This window comes from Micromonospora sp. C41 (assembly GCF_018070485.1).
GTDB classification, from domain to species: Bacteria; Actinomycetota; Actinomycetes; order Mycobacteriales; family Micromonosporaceae; genus Micromonospora; species Micromonospora chalcea.
Map to the genome: position 1 here is coordinate 174,667 of NZ_JAGPXP010000002.1, position 13,333 is coordinate 187,999.

17 protein-coding genes are annotated in these 13,333 nt (G+C 72.5%); 7 read left to right on the forward strand and 10 right to left on the reverse strand.

From position 1 onward, the window contains the following. Positions 1-33 precede the first annotated feature (33 nt). From KBX43_RS03015 to pdxY, 3 genes are all read right to left on the reverse strand, one after another. A complete protein-coding gene (locus KBX43_RS03015; protein ID WP_043330132.1) occupies positions 34-447 on the reverse strand; it encodes a VOC family protein in 414 nt (137 codons plus the stop codon). Between the two features lie 5 nt (positions 448-452). Then, positions 453-917 (reverse strand): helix-turn-helix transcriptional regulator, encoded by a 465-nt coding sequence (locus tag KBX43_RS03020; RefSeq protein WP_043324018.1) that lies wholly within the window; start codon positions 915-917, stop codon positions 453-455. Between the two features lie 98 nt (positions 918-1,015). Next, complete coding sequence (pdxY, locus tag KBX43_RS03025) at positions 1,016-1,867, reverse strand: pyridoxal kinase PdxY (protein ID WP_043324020.1); 852 nt, start codon at positions 1,865-1,867, stop codon at positions 1,016-1,018. A gap of 178 nt (positions 1,868-2,045) precedes the next feature. Here pdxY and KBX43_RS03030 point away from each other — a divergent pair, with 178 nt between their 5' ends. Together KBX43_RS03030 and KBX43_RS31800 are read left to right on the forward strand one after the other, a co-directional pair. After that, positions 2,046-3,455 carry an OFA family MFS transporter gene (locus tag KBX43_RS03030; protein ID WP_064445960.1) on the forward strand — a complete coding sequence of 470 codons (1,410 nt, stop codon included), beginning with the start codon at positions 2,046-2,048 and terminating at the stop codon, positions 3,453-3,455. Beyond that, a complete protein-coding gene (locus KBX43_RS31800; RefSeq protein WP_255361250.1) occupies positions 3,452-3,577 on the forward strand; it encodes a hypothetical protein in 126 nt (41 codons plus the stop codon). Before KBX43_RS03030 ends, KBX43_RS31800 begins: the two co-directional genes overlap by 4 nt. Positions 3,578-3,628: 51 nt before the next feature. Here KBX43_RS31800 and KBX43_RS03035 read toward each other — a convergent pair whose 3' ends face one another. Continuing rightward, positions 3,629-4,357: an SDR family NAD(P)-dependent oxidoreductase gene (locus tag KBX43_RS03035; RefSeq protein ID WP_069089648.1), complete on the reverse strand. Its 729-nt coding sequence runs from the start codon at positions 4,355-4,357 to the stop codon at positions 3,629-3,631. A gap of 75 nt (positions 4,358-4,432) precedes the next feature. Here KBX43_RS03035 and KBX43_RS03040 point away from each other — a divergent pair, with 75 nt between their 5' ends. Further along, positions 4,433-5,266, forward strand: coding sequence for a patatin-like phospholipase family protein (locus KBX43_RS03040; RefSeq protein ID WP_069089649.1), 834 nt, complete (start codon positions 4,433-4,435; stop codon positions 5,264-5,266). Between the two features lie 6 nt (positions 5,267-5,272). Here KBX43_RS03040 and KBX43_RS03045 read toward each other — a convergent pair whose 3' ends face one another. Continuing rightward, on the reverse strand, positions 5,273-6,493 hold the full coding sequence (locus KBX43_RS03045) for an RNA polymerase sigma factor (protein WP_210882885.1): 1,221 nt from the start codon (positions 6,491-6,493) through the stop codon (positions 5,273-5,275). A 19-nt stretch (positions 6,494-6,512) separates the two neighbouring features. Next, positions 6,513-6,905 (reverse strand): YciI family protein, encoded by a 393-nt coding sequence (locus KBX43_RS03050; RefSeq protein WP_043324033.1) that lies wholly within the window; start codon positions 6,903-6,905, stop codon positions 6,513-6,515. Between the two features lie 90 nt (positions 6,906-6,995). On the opposite strand from KBX43_RS03050, the gene KBX43_RS03055 reads away from it, so the two are divergent. Both KBX43_RS03055 and KBX43_RS03060 read left to right on the forward strand, forming a co-directional pair. Next, positions 6,996-7,460: a peroxiredoxin gene (locus KBX43_RS03055; RefSeq protein ID WP_274478456.1), complete on the forward strand. Its 465-nt coding sequence runs from the start codon at positions 6,996-6,998 to the stop codon at positions 7,458-7,460. Between the two features lie 65 nt (positions 7,461-7,525). Continuing rightward, the gene (locus tag KBX43_RS03060) at positions 7,526-8,212 is read left to right on the forward strand and encodes a hypothetical protein (RefSeq protein WP_064446491.1); all 687 of its coding nucleotides are present in this window, start codon (positions 7,526-7,528) and stop codon (positions 8,210-8,212) included. A 63-nt stretch (positions 8,213-8,275) separates the two neighbouring features. On the opposite strand, the gene cydB is transcribed toward KBX43_RS03060, so the two are convergent. Then, positions 8,276-9,274 (reverse strand): cytochrome d ubiquinol oxidase subunit II, encoded by a 999-nt coding sequence (cydB, locus tag KBX43_RS03065; protein ID WP_069089654.1) that lies wholly within the window; start codon positions 9,272-9,274, stop codon positions 8,276-8,278. A 17-nt stretch (positions 9,275-9,291) separates the two neighbouring features. Then, positions 9,292-10,704: a cytochrome ubiquinol oxidase subunit I gene (locus KBX43_RS03070; protein WP_043324038.1), complete on the reverse strand. Its 1,413-nt coding sequence runs from the start codon at positions 10,702-10,704 to the stop codon at positions 9,292-9,294. A gap of 177 nt (positions 10,705-10,881) precedes the next feature. Between KBX43_RS03070 and KBX43_RS03075 the strand changes: the two genes are divergently transcribed. Both KBX43_RS03075 and KBX43_RS03080 read left to right on the forward strand, forming a co-directional pair. After that, entirely contained in the window at positions 10,882-11,652 is a 771-nt protein-coding gene (locus KBX43_RS03075; RefSeq protein ID WP_064445965.1) for a 1-acyl-sn-glycerol-3-phosphate acyltransferase, read from the forward strand. 62 nt (positions 11,653-11,714) lie between these two features. Further along, a complete protein-coding gene (locus tag KBX43_RS03080) occupies positions 11,715-12,344 on the forward strand; it encodes a flavodoxin family protein (RefSeq protein WP_166457441.1) in 630 nt (209 codons plus the stop codon). Between the two features lie 115 nt (positions 12,345-12,459). Here KBX43_RS03080 and KBX43_RS03085 read toward each other — a convergent pair whose 3' ends face one another. Next, entirely contained in the window at positions 12,460-12,828 is a 369-nt protein-coding gene (locus KBX43_RS03085) for a DUF4180 domain-containing protein (RefSeq protein WP_166457442.1), read from the reverse strand. After that, the gene (locus KBX43_RS03090) at positions 12,821-13,264 is read right to left on the reverse strand and encodes a helix-turn-helix domain-containing protein (protein ID WP_223201060.1); all 444 of its coding nucleotides are present in this window, start codon (positions 13,262-13,264) and stop codon (positions 12,821-12,823) included. The genes KBX43_RS03085 and KBX43_RS03090 overlap by 8 nt, the downstream gene beginning before the upstream one ends. Positions 13,265-13,333: the final 69 nt, after the last annotated feature.

Genomic DNA, 13,333 nt, shown 5'->3' on the forward strand with positions numbered 1-13,333 from the left:
TTCCGGTCGAGCCAGCGTCCGCCGCGGGCGCCGTCAGCGCCGCTCGTTGATGCGGATGAGGTTGCCGGTGGGGTCGCGGAACGCGCAGTCGCGCACGCCGTAGGGCTGTTCGGTGGGTTCCTGGACCACGTCGGCGCCGCTGGCCGCCAGCCGGTCGAACAGGCCGTCGAGGTCGTCGGTGGCGAGGGTGAGCGCGCCGTAGCTGCCCTTGGCGATGAGTTCGAGGATGGTGCGGCGCTCGTCGTCGCTGATGCCGGGGTCGACGGCCGGCGGGTGCAGGACGATGCCGGTCTCGGGCTGGTTCGGTGGGCCGACGGTGAGCCAGCGCATGGTGTCGCCCTGGCCGACGTCGTTGCGCAGTTCGAAGCCGAGGGTGTCGCGGTAGAAGGCGATGGCGGCGTCGGCGTCGGTGTGCGGCAGGAACGTGTAGTGAATGGTGATCGTCATGGTGGTCACGCTAACGGTGGCCGGCCGGTGCGGGCTTCTCGATTCCTGATCGGTCGGGTCGCCTGTTTGGTCAGGCACGGGGGCGGCTCGGCGGTGTCGGGGGCGTGACGGGCGCGGTAGGCGCTGGGCGGTTCACCGACGAGTTCGGTGAACCGGGTGCTGAAGGTGCCCAGGGACTGACAGCCGACGGCGAAGCAGACATCGGTGACGCTGAGGTCACCACGGCGCAGCAGGGCCATCGCGCGTTCGATGCGGCGGGTCATGAGGTACGAGTACGGGGACTCGCCGTAGGTCTGGCGGAACTGGCGGCTGAGGTGGCCGGCGGACATGTGCTCGCCGCGGGCGAGGGCTTCGACGTCGAGGGGGCTGGCGTACTCGCGGTCGATGCGGTCGCGGACGCGGCGCAGCCGGGTCAGGTCGCGCAGCCGTTGGGCGAACGCGGGGTCGTCGGTGCCCTGGTGCGGTGACACGTCCGCATCCTGCCTGCTGGGCGGTGGTGTCGTCCACCTGTTCGAGCGGCGAGTCGCCGCCCGGGTGCACCTGGGCGGCTGGTGCACCCGGGCGGCGGTCAGCGCAGCCGGCGGGCGGTGAACCGGGTGGGCGGCTCGGCGATGGCGTCCTGGGCGGCGACGAGTTGCAGTTCCCGGGTGCCGGCGTCGAGGGTCGCCTCGAGTACCGCGTAGATCGAGTTTGTGGTGCGTTCCAGCGCGGTCTGCGGTGAGCCGGTGGTGGCCAGGTGCGCCAGGTAGAGGGCGGCGGTGACGTCGCCGCCGCCGTTGGGGGCGATCGGCAGCAGCGGGGTGGTGACGGCCCAGGCGCCCTCGTCGGACACGGCGACGACTTCCAGGTGCCCGGCGGGCAGGTCGCCGTGCAGGACGCTGGTGACCAGGACGTGCCGGGGGCCGGTGGCGCGGACGGTGTCGACGGCGGCGAGCAGGTCGTCGAGGGTGTCGGTGGTGCGGCCGGCGAGGAACTCCAGCTCGAACTGGTTGGGGGTGACGATGTCGGCGCGGGGGACGACGGTGTCGCGGAGGTACTCGGGGATGCCGGGGCGGACGAACATGCCGCGGCCGACGTCGCCCATGACCGGGTCGCAGCAGTAGAGGGCGGCCGGGTTCGCCGCTTTGACCTGGGCGACGGCGTCGAGGATGACCGCGCCGACGGCGGGGTCGCCCTGGTAGCCGGACAGGACGGCGTCGGCGGTGCCGAGCACCCCGCGGTCGGCGATGCCGGCGATGACGTCGGCGACGTCGGTGGGGGCGAGCAGGGGGCCGCGCCAGGCGCCGTAGCCGGTGTGGTTGGAGAAGTGCACGGTCAGGACCGGCCAGACCTCGTGTCGGAGGCGTTGCAGCGGGAACACGGCGGCGGAGTTGCCGACGTGGCCGTAGGCGACCGACGACTGGATGGACAGGATCTTCACCTGCTCATGGTCGCATCCCCGGCGAGGGCTGACGGCCCGTGGTGGGGTGATGACGGGCCGGGACCGCGGTGACCGTTCGGCTCAGGGTTTCGACCGCCGGGCGCGGGGCGGGTTTGGGCGCAGCGTGCGGTGGGGGCATGAACGGGCTGTTCTCGCCTTCTGGACGGAGGAAGCAACGATGCTTTCCGCACTCGATCGTCGGCACACCGTCGCGCCGCCGGGGTACAGCCGCTGGCTGATCCCCCCGGCGGCGCTGGCGATCCATCTGTGCATCGGGCAGGTGTACGCGACGAGCGTGTACAAGAACTCCCTGATCGCGCATTTCGACACAAGTCAGACGGCGATCGGGGTGATCTTCAGCATCGCGATCGTGATGCTGGGGTTGTCGGCCGCGGTCGCCGGTACGTGGGTGGAGGCGAACGGGCCGCGTAAGGCCATGTTCGTGTCGGCGTGTTTCTGGGCGGCGGGTTTCCTGGTCGGGGCGCTGGGCATCGCGACCGGGCAGCTGTGGCTGCTGTACCTGGGGTACGGGGTGCTGGGCGGGATCGGTCTGGGGATCGGGTACATCTCCCCCGTCTCCACGTTGATCAAGTGGTTCCCGGACCGGCCGGGGCTGGCGACCGGGCTGGCGATCATGGGGTTCGGTGGCGGGGCGATGGTGGCCTCTCCCCTGTCCCGGCAGCTGCTGTCGTTCTACGACGCCGGGTACGACCCGTCGGACAGCGGTTCCACCGCGTCGGGCTCGGCGCTGGTGTGGCTGTTCGTGACGCTCGGCATCGGCTACTTCGTGATCATGATGTTCGGGGTGTTCAACGTGCGGGTGCCGGCGCCGCACTGGCGGCCGGCCGGTTTCGACCCGTCGACGGTGGCGGAGAAGCCGCTGGTGACCACGGCGAACGTGTCGGCGGCCAACGCGCTGAAGACGCGGTCGTTCTGGTTGCTGTGGGTGGTGCTGTTCTGCAACGTGACGGCGGGTATCGGCATCCTGGAGCAGGCCAGCCCGATGATCCAGGACTTCTTCCGCGACAACGGGACCTCGGCGGTGTCGGTGGCGGCGGCCGGCGGGTTCGTGGGAGTGCTGTCGCTGTTCAACATGGCGGGCCGGTTCGTGTGGTCGTCCACGTCGGATGTGATCGGCCGTAAGCCGATCTACGTGGTGTACCTGGGTGTGGGCATGGTGCTGTACCTGCTGCTGGCGCTGGTGGGGCAGACCTCGACGGCGTTGTTCGTGCTGCTGGCGTCCGTGATCCTGTCGTTCTACGGCGGCGGGTTCGCGACCATTCCGGCGTACCTGCGGGACCTGTTCGGCACGTTCGAGGTGGGCGCGATCCACGGCCGGCTGCTGACCGCGTGGTCGGCGGCCGGGGTGGCCGGGCCGCTGATCGTCAACGGGTTCCTCGACGCGCAGGGCGAGCCGGGCACGTTGACCGCGGCGGCGTACCGGCCGGCGCTGTTCACGATGGTCGGCGTGCTGGCCGTCGGCCTGGTGGCGAACCTGCTGGTGCGGCCGGTGCCGGAGCGCTACCACGAGCCGGCGTCGGGACGGGACGGGACAGCGCAGGGGCCGACGGAGAGGAGCGGATCGTGAACGAGCACAGCGGTGGCGGGCAGCGGACCCGCCTGGTGGTGTCGTGGCTGGTGGTGTCGGTGCTGCTGGGCTACGGGGTGGTGCAGACGGTGATCACGGCGGCGAAGCTGTTCACCCAGTAGCGCAGAAGGCGAGGCGGCGGCCCGGGGCGGACACCCCGGGCCGCCGTCGTGTCAGAGCCCGCCGCCGACGCGCAGGACCGCGCCCGTGGTGTACGAGGCGTCCGGGCCGAGCAGGTGGGCGATCGCGCCGGCGACCTCCTCGGGTTCCCCGGCGCGGCCCATCGGGATCCGCCCGGCGGCGGAGTCGGGTCGGTCGGGCACGCCGGAGCGGGCGTGGATGGTGGTGCGGATGATGCCGGGGGCGACGGCGTTGACGCGGATGCCGTGCGGCGCGAGTTCCTTGGCGAGCCCGACGGTGAGGGTGTCGGTGGCGGCCTTGACGGCGGCGTAGTGGACGTATTCGCCGGGTGAGCCGAGCGTGGCGGCGACGGAGGAGACGTTGACGATGGCGCCGCCGCGGGTGAGCCGCCGGGCCGCCTGCTGGGCGCAGAGCACGTACCCGATGAGGTTGACGTCGACGACCTCGCGCAGGTCGTCGACGCGCAGGTCGGTGAACGGGCCGATCGGGCTGGTGACGCCGGCGTTGTTGACCAGGCCGGTGAGCGGGCCGAGCCGGTCGGCGGCGTCGAAGATGCGGCGTACCTGGTCCGGGTCGGTGGTGTCGGCGGCGACGGTGACCGCGCGGCGGCCGGCCGCGCGGACGTCGGCGGCCACGGATTCGGCGGCGGTGTGGTCGGCGCGGTAGCCGATGACCAGGTCGTGGCCCTCGGCGGCGAGCCGCCGGGCGGTGGCCGCGCCGATGCCGCGTCCTCCCCCGGTGACGATGGTGACGGAGGTCAATGCACTTCTCCCCTGCCTTGCGGTGGGGGCGACGTTACCGTGGGCGGGACCATCCGGGGTGGAGAGGACTGTCACATGGGGCGCGCGTTGGTGCTGGGTGGCGGCGGGGTCACCGGGGTGGCCTGGGAGCTGGGTCTGCTGGCCGGGCTGGCCGGGCACGGCCTGCGGTTGGACGAGGCGGAGCTGGTGGTGGGCACGTCGGCCGGGTCGGTGGTCGGGGCGCAGGTGCGTTCGGGTACGCCGGTGACGCAGTTGTACGAGGCGCAGCTGCGGCCGCCCCGCGAGGAGGTGCCGGCGCGCCTCGGGACGGGGGTGCTGTTGCGCTGGGCGTGGGCCGGTGGGCGGGGCCGGGACGCGGCGCGGGCCCGGGCGCGTATCGGCGCGATGGCGTTGTCGGCGCGTACCCCGTCGGAGCAGTCGCGGCGGGCGGTGATCGCGGCGCGGCTGCCGTCGTCGGACTGGCCGGCGGCGCGGCTGCTGGTCACCGCCGTCGACGCGGCCTCCGGCGAGTTCGTGGTGTTCGACGCGGACAGCGGGGCGTCGCTGGTGGACGCGGTCGGGGCCAGTTGCGCGGTGCCGGGGGTCTGGCCGCCGGTGACGATCGGTGACCGGCGTTTCGTCGACGGCGGCGTCCGGTCGCCGGTGAACGCGGACCTGGCGGCCGGGTGCGAGCGGGTGGTGGTGCTGGCGCCGACCCGTGCGGCGGTCGGACCGATGCCGCGGCTGTCGGCGCAGGTGACGGCGCTGCGGGCGGCGGGCGCGCGGGTGGCGGTGGTGTCGCCGGACCGGGCGGCGCGCACGGCGATCGGCCGTAACGTGCTGGATCCGGCGCGGCGGGCCGCGTCGGCGCGGGCCGGGTTCGCCCAGGCCGACACGGTGGCCGCCGAGGTGGCCGGGGTGTGGCGGTGACCGCGATCAGGAGTCGCTGGTCAGGCGCGCCAGCCGCCGGTTGAGGTAGCGCTGTTCGGGCAGGCTGCCGGTGAGCCGGGCGGCCAGCCGGTAGTGCTCGGCGGCGGCCTGCGGGTCGCCGTGCAGCTCCAGCAGGTGGGCGCGGACGGCGTGCAGCCGGTGGTGGCCGCGCATGGCCGGGTCGGTCAGCAGCGGGCCGAGCAGCGCCAGCCCGACGTCGGGGCCGTGCGCCATGCCAACGGCGACGGCCTGGTTGAGTGTGACGAACGGGCTGGGGGCGACCCGGCTCAGCATGTCGTAGAGGACGCTGATCTGCAGCCAGTCGGTGCGGTCGAACGTCGGGGCCTCGGCGTGGACGGCGGCGATGGCCGCCTGGAGCTGGTAGCGGCCCACCGGGCCGTGGGGCAGGGCCCGGCCGAGCAGCGTGACGCCCTCGTCGATCAGGTCGCCGCGCCAGCGGGAGCGGTCCTGGTCGGCGAGCGGCACGAGGTCACCGGCGGCGTCGGTGCGGGCGGGCGACCGGGCGTGGGTGAGCAGCATCAGCGCCAGCGCGCCGGTCACCTCGTGGTGCTCGGGCAGTGCGGTGTGGACCTGGCGGGTGAGCCGGATCGCCTCCTCGGCGAGTGCGACGTCCAGCAGCTGGTCACCGGAGGTGCGGGTGTAGCCCTCGCTGAACACCAGGTGGCACACGTCGAGCACGGCGGCCACCCGGGCGGGCAGCGCGTGCGGCGGCGGCATGGTGAACCGGGCGCCCGCCTCGCGTAGCGTCGCGCGGGCCCGGCTCAGCCGCTGCGTCATGGTCCGGGCCGGCACCAGGTAGGCGGCGGCGATCTGCTCGACGCGCAGGCCGGCCACCGCGCGCAGGGTCAGCGCGACCTGTGAGGGGCGGCTCAGCGCCGGGTGGCAGCACAGGAACAGCAGCCGCATCGTGTCGTCGGCGCCGGTCACCGGCGTGTCGTCGACGGGCGGTACGAGGCCGGCGTCGGGTTGCCGGGCCGCGTCGAGCCGCTCGCGGCGGGTACGGGCCGCGTCGGCGCGGATCCGGTCGATCAGCCGCCGCGCGGCGACCCGGATCAGCCAGGCGCGGGGGTCGTCGGGGACGCCGGTGCGCGGCCAGTTGGCGGCGGCCGCCTCCGCCGCGTCCTGCAGGGCGTCCTCGCAGGCGTCGGGGTGCCCGTAGCGGCGCAGCAGCGCGGCGCGGACGTGCGGCGCCTCCCGGCGCCACACGTCCGCCAGCGCTGTGGCGTTACTGATCGGAGCCGCCCGGCCACATCAGGGGCCGCAGCTCGACGGTCTCCCCCGGGCCGGCGAACTTCGCCGCGACGGCCTCGGCGCGGGCCTGGTCCTCCACGTCGATCAGGAAGAACCCGGCGAGGTGTTCCTTGGCTTCGGAGTACGGGCCGTCGGTTACCAGCGGCGCGCCGTCGCTCCACCGGTACAGCCGTGCGGTGGCGGGGTCGGCGAGCGCCTCACCGACGACGAGCTCACCGTTGGCGTGCAGCTCGGTCAGCACCTGCTCGAAGTCGGCGTTGAGCCGGTCCCGTACCTCGGCGGGCAGCTCCTGGTAGGAGGCCAGATACTCGGAGGTGGGGTGGCCCCACGGCTCCGGGTTGGAGTGGATCATGATGACGTACTTCACTGTCGGTCCTTCGCGTCGTGCGGCGGTGCCTCCCCGCCGCTCGCCGGGGACGACGGAGCCGGATCGCCGATGTCTACATATCCTCGCGTCATGAGTAACGCGTTGGGTGTCGGTGACCTGGTCGAGGATTTCACGCTGCCGGACGAGACGGGGACGCCGCGTCGCCTGTCGGAGTTCCTGGCCGCCGGGCCGGTGGTGTTGTTCTTCTATCCGGCGGCGATGACGCGGGGCTGCACGGCGGAGAGCTGTCACTTCCGGGATCTGGCGGCGGAGTTCGCGGCGGTGGGCGCGCAGCGGGTGGGGATCAGCCGTGATCCGGTGCAGCGGCAGGCGGAGTTCTCCCGCCGGCACGGGTTCGACTATCCGCTGCTCTCCGACGTCGACGGCGCGGTGGCGGACGCGTTCGGGGTGCGGCGGCGGCTGCCGCTGGGGCCGCTGAGCACGCGGCGGATGACGTTCGTGATCGGCACGGACCGGCGGGTCCTCGCCGTGGTGCGCAGCGAGCTGAGCATGAGCGAGCACGCCGACGCGGCGTTGCGGGCCCTCGGGGGCTGATCATCGTGGTGTCGCAGCCGGCTGGTATCAAGGCTGCGTCAAACAGGTGTACGGAAGAGGGCGTGATGGCGGGTCAGGGTTTGTCCACTGACGAGGTTCAGGGGATCCGGGAGGCGCTCGCGGCGGGCCGCAAGCCCCGGGTGGTGTTCACCGAGGCGGCCGGGCAGATCGCCGGGCAGATCGGGCAGGTGGTGGAGCTGACCGACCCGGAGGCGTCGGAGGAGTTCGTGGTGGTGCGGTTCGGCCGCGACGAGCTGCCGTTCTCCCCCGCCGACGTGGCGGTCGCGCCGAAGGGCGCCGGGCGGCGTCCGGCCGCCGAGGCGAAGCCGGAACCGGAGCAGCCGCCGGCCGCGCCGGAGCCGGAGTTCGTGCTGGACACGCCGCGGGTGCCGGCGCCACGACGGGAGGAGCCGAAGACCGAGGCGCCGCAGGCGGAGCCGAAGCCGGCGAAGCGGGCGGTGAAGGCCGCGAAGCCGAAGACCCCGCCGGGGTTGACGGTGACGCTGGCGTACGCCGAGGGCGAGTGGACGGTGGCCGCGCAGCAGGGCACGAAGGCGCTGGCCCGGCCGTACGTGGTGAAGCCGGCCGAGGCGCTGCGGATGGTGGCGCTGGTGGACGTGCCGGGGGTGCAGGAGGCGGTGGAGCAGATCCTCGCCGCCGAGCGGGCCGAGGCGGAGCAGCAGGCGGAGAAGCTGCGCGCCGAGCTGGCCGAGATCGAGGCGCGGCTGGCGGAGCTGCGCGAGGCGCGCTGAACGCCCCGCGGGGCCGGTGCGACCCCCTCGCACCGGCCCCGCGCCCCTGCGCCCACAGGTCGATCAGTGTTGCGGAATGTTCTGTACCCCGATCCGGCGGCGGAACACCCAGTACGTCCAACCCTGGTACGCCAGCACGATCGGCGTGAAGATCACCGCCACCCAGGTCATGATCTTCAGGGTGTACGGGGTGGACGCGGCGTTTGTGGCGGTGAGCGTGCCGGCCGCGTCGAGCGTGGACGGCATCACGTTCGGGAACAGCGCCGCGAACAGCGTCGCCACGGCCAGCGCGATCGCCACGGCGGTGCCGGTGAACGCCCAGCCCTCCCGGCGTACCTTGGCCGCGGCCAGACCGCCGAGCAGGGCGAGGGCGGCGCCGACGGCGAGCACGACGGCGGCGGCGCTGGAGCGGATGGTCAGCGACCAGCTCAGGAACGCCACCGCGGCCACGGCGGTGCCGACGCCGAGCTTGACGGCGAGGGCGCCGGCGCGCTCGCGGATGTCGCCGGTGGTCTTGAGCGCCAGGAACACCGCGCCGTGGGTGAGGAACAGCCCCAGCGTGGTCAGGCCGCCGAGCAGCGCGTACGGGTTGAGCAGGTCGAGCAGCCCGCCGACGTACTCGTGGTCGGCGTCCAGCGGCACGCCGCGGAAGATGTTGGCGAACGCCACGCCCCACAGCACGGCCGGGATCGCCGAGCCCCAGAAGATGGCCTGGTCCCAGCGGCGCTTCCAGGACGCCTCGGGCCGCTTGTGGCGGTACTCGAAGGCGACGCCGCGGGCGATCAGGGCCAGCAGGATGAGCAGCAGCGGCAGGTAGAAGCCGGAGAACAGGGTGGCGTACCACTCGGGGAAGGCGGCGAACATGGCGCCGCCGGCGGTGATCAGCCACACCTCGTTGCCGTCCCAGACCGGGCCGATGGTGTTGATCAGGACGCGGCGCTGCCGGTCGTCGCGGCCGAGCACCGGCAGCAGCATCCCGACGCCGAAGTCGAAGCCTTCGAGGATGAAGTAGCCGGTGAAGAGCACTGCTACGAGGAGAAACCAGACGGTCGTCAGTTCCACGGTTGGGCTCCGGGGTGTCAGTAGGCGAACGCCAGCGGGCGCTCGGCGTCGTCGGTGTCGTCGTCGTCGGTCTGCGGGGTGACGTCCGGGACGCCGGCGCGGGCATAGCGGACCAGCAGCTTGAACTCGACCACCGCGAGGACGGCGTAGATGAGCGTGAACGCGGTGAAGGAGGTGAGGACCTCGGTCAGGGAGACGCTGCGGGACACGCCGTCACGGGTGAGCATCTCGCCGAAGACGATCCACGGCTGGCGGCCCATCTCGGTGAAGATCCAGCCGAAGGAGTTGGCGAGCAGCGGCAGCACGGGCATGACCAGGCCGGCGCGCAGCAGCCACTTGCTGGTGGGGGTGCGGCCCTTGCGCTGGCTCCAGAGCACCAGCAGCGCGATCGCGGCGGCGGCCAGCCCGAAGCCGATCATGAAGCGGAAGCTCCAGTAGGTGACCGGGATGATCGGGGCGTAGTTGCCGGGGCCGTACTGGCTGGCGTACTGGGCCTGGAGGTCGTTGATGCCCTGCACGGTGCCGTTGGGGTCGCCGGTGCCGAGGAACGACAGCAGGTACGGGATCTTGAGAGCGAAGATCTCGCGGCTGCCGTCGAGGCTGCCGACGGTGAGCACGGAGAACGAGGCGGGGCTCTCGGTGGTGTAGAGGCCCTCCGCGGCGGCCATCTTCATCGGCTGCACCTCAGTCATGATCTTGCCCTGGATGTCGCCGGTGAGGATCACCAGCGCCGAGGAGATCAGGACGACCCAGGAGCCGAGCTTGGTGGCGAAGCGGTACGCGCCGGTGTCGGCGCTGTCGCGGTTGCGCATCACGTGCCACAGGCCGACGGTGACCATCAGCGACCCGGCGACCAGGAACGAGCCGGCCAGCGTGTGCGGGAAGGTGACCAGGGCGACCTTGTTGGTGAGCACGGCGACGAAGTCGGTCAGCTCGGCGCGGCCGCTCTCCGGGTTGATCCGGAAGCCGACCGGGTTCTGCATGAACGAGTTGGCGGCGAGGATGAAGTACGCCGACAGGTTGGTGCCGATCGCGGCGGCCCAGATCGCGGCCAGGTGCAGGCGTTTGGGCAGCCGGTCCCAGCCGAAGATCCACAGGCCGATGAACGTGGACTCCAGGAAGAACGCGACAAGGGCCTCGATGGCCAGCGGCGCGCCGAAGATGTCACCGACGAAGCGGGAGTAGTCACTCCAGTTCATGCCGAACTGGAACTCCTGCACGATGCCGGTGACCACACCCATCGCAAAGTTGATCAGGAAGAGCTTGCCGTAGAACTTGGTGAGTTTGAGGTACCGCTCGTTGCCGGTGCGGTGCCACATGGTCTGGAGGATCGCCACCAGCACGGACAGGCCGATGGTCAACGGCACGAACAAGAAGTGGTAGACGGTGGTGACACCGAACTGCCAGCGGGCGACGTCCAACGCGTCCACCAGAAAACCCCCAGCTGTGCATACTACGAGACGTAGTAGATACTACTCGGCGTCGTAGCGAAAGCAGCAGGGCCGCAGGGCCCCACCCGGCCCGGGACCAATGACCCTGATCACCCTTGCCGGAGGACCCCCACCGGCTCCCACCGCCACCCCTGCGCGTGCGACCATCCAGCACTGATGAACAGCACCCTCTGGCGCGCGCCGCTGCTGTGGCGGGGCGCGCAGACGCTCGCCCGCGCCGCCGTCGGGCTGGTCGGCCGGCTGGAGGTCACCGGCGACGTGCCCGACGCGCTGCGCCGCGGCCCGCTGATCCTGGCCGCCAACCACATCAGCCCGTTCGACCCGGTCGTGCTCGCCGCCGCCTGCCGGGTCCGCGACGTCGCGCCACGGATCATGGCCACCGGCGGCCTGTTCCGCACCCCGGTGATCGGGGCGCTGATGCGCCGCGCCGGGCACATCCGCGTCGACCGCGGCACCGCCGCCGTGCACCGCTCGCTGGAGGTCGCCGCCCAGGCCGTGGCCGGCGGCTCGGTGGTGCTCGTCTACCCGGAGGGACGCATCGGGCTCGACCCGGGCATGTGGCCCGAGCGGGGCAAGACCGGCACGGCCCGGCTCGCGTTCGCCAGCGGCGCCGCCGTCGTACCGGTGGCGCAGTGGGGTTCGCACGAGGTACTGCCGTACCGCGCGCCGAAGGGGATGCTGCGTGGGGTGGCCCGCGCGCTCGTTCGCCGGCCCGCCATCCGGGTGCACTTCGGCGCTCCGGTGCCGATCGACGACCTGCGGTCGGGCTCTCCCGGCGCGGCCCGGCACGCCACCGACCGGATCATCGACGCGATCACCGACGACCTGGTCCCGCTGCGCCCCGACGAGCCGGACCTGCCGCGCCACGTCGACCCGGGCCGGCCGGTCGACACCGCCCGCGCCCACCGCCGCCACCGCCCCGGCTGACGCATCCCGGCCCCGGAGGCGGGTATCAAGTCCCGCAATCCCGAGGCGGAGAGGATCCGGCCATGACCGCTGTTCGAGCACTCGTCCTCAACTGCACCCTGAAGCGCTCACCGGCGACGTCCAGTTCCCAGGTGCTCGGTCAGGAGGTGCTCGACGCGCTGGCCGATCAGGGTGTCGACGGCGAGATCGTCCGCGTGGTCGACCACGACGTGCGCTTCGGGGTCTCCGTGGACGAGGGTGCCGGCGACGGCTGGCCCGCCATCCGCGCCAAGCTGCTCGCCGCCCAGATCCTGATCATCGCCACGCCGATCTGGCTCGGTCAGCCCTCGTCGGTCACCAAGATGGTCCTGGAACGGTTGGACGCCGAACTGTCCGAGACCGACGACCAGGGCCGCCTGCGAACCTACGGCAAAGTCGGCGGGGTGGCAGTGGTCGGCAACGAGGACGGCGCGCACCACACCATCGCCGAGGTGCAGCAGGCCCTCAACGAGGTGGGGTTCACCTGCCCGGCCGCCGGGGCCACCTACTGGGTCGGCGAGGCGCTGCACAAGACCGACTACGTCGACGCCCGCCCCAAACCCGACACGACCGGCCGCACCACCGCCGCGCTGGCGCTCAACAGCGCCCACCTGGCCCGGCTGCTCGCGGAGCAGCCCTACCCGCCGCCGGGAACCCGCGACGCAGGCAGCTGACCCGCCACTCCCGCGCCCCATTGCTCCGCCGATCTTGCGGTTGGTGCCCCGGCAAACCGGGCCAATCGCCCCCGACGAGGGCCGCAAGTGCAAGATCAGCGAGGCGGGGCGAAGGTCAGCCGGTGGCGCGCAGGCGGGCGTCGAGGGCGGTCAGGTCGGGCACGAACCACACCTGGTCGTGCCGGTTCGACTCGGCCACCAGCGCCCGCAGCGCGCCACTGCGCTCCAGGTGCGCGGAGATGTCGCCGACAATCGCCAGGCGCAGCCGGTAGTTGACGAACTTCTGCATCACCTCGCCCGCGAAGCGGGTGCCGAGCGTGAAGAAGCCGGGGTCGAGCCGCTCGGCCGGCACCGCCACCACAGTCGCGCCGAGGAACGCCGCGCCGATCAGGTCCAGCGCGTCGCGCTCGGTGGCGATCGGCGGGCCGTCCGGGTCGCAGACCAGCACCGCCACGCCGGCGCGCTCCTGCATCAGGTCAGTCACGGCCGCCGCCGAGCAGGTCGTTGCCGCCGCCCAGCACCCCGTCGACCAGGCGCAGCAGGTCGGCGGTGGCGGTGAGGTCGCCCAGGATCATGATGGTCATGCGTTGCCGCTCCTCGTCGTGGACCGTCTGCACCCGCAGCGGACGGTCCGGGTCGTGGTGGGTGTTCACGCCGGCCAGCACCAGCGTCGCGAGCCGGTCGGCGGCGGTCCGGTCGACGCCGTCGAGCCGCAGGACGCTCGACACCTCCGCCGCCGGTCCGGTGGCCGCGACGGCCGGCCGGCCGGTCAGCGCGTCCAGGTCCGCACGCGCGATCCGGTACTGCTTGCCGATCCGGGTGGCCCGCAGCCGACCGGACCGGATGTAGCCGCGCACGGTGCGCACGTGCAGCCCGAGCAGGTCAGCGACCTGCTCAACCGAATACATGTCGTTACTCATCGCACCCTATCTTAGTCACGATAGGGAACGATAGGTAATTTCATCGCCCGGCCATGTGCGCGCCACCCG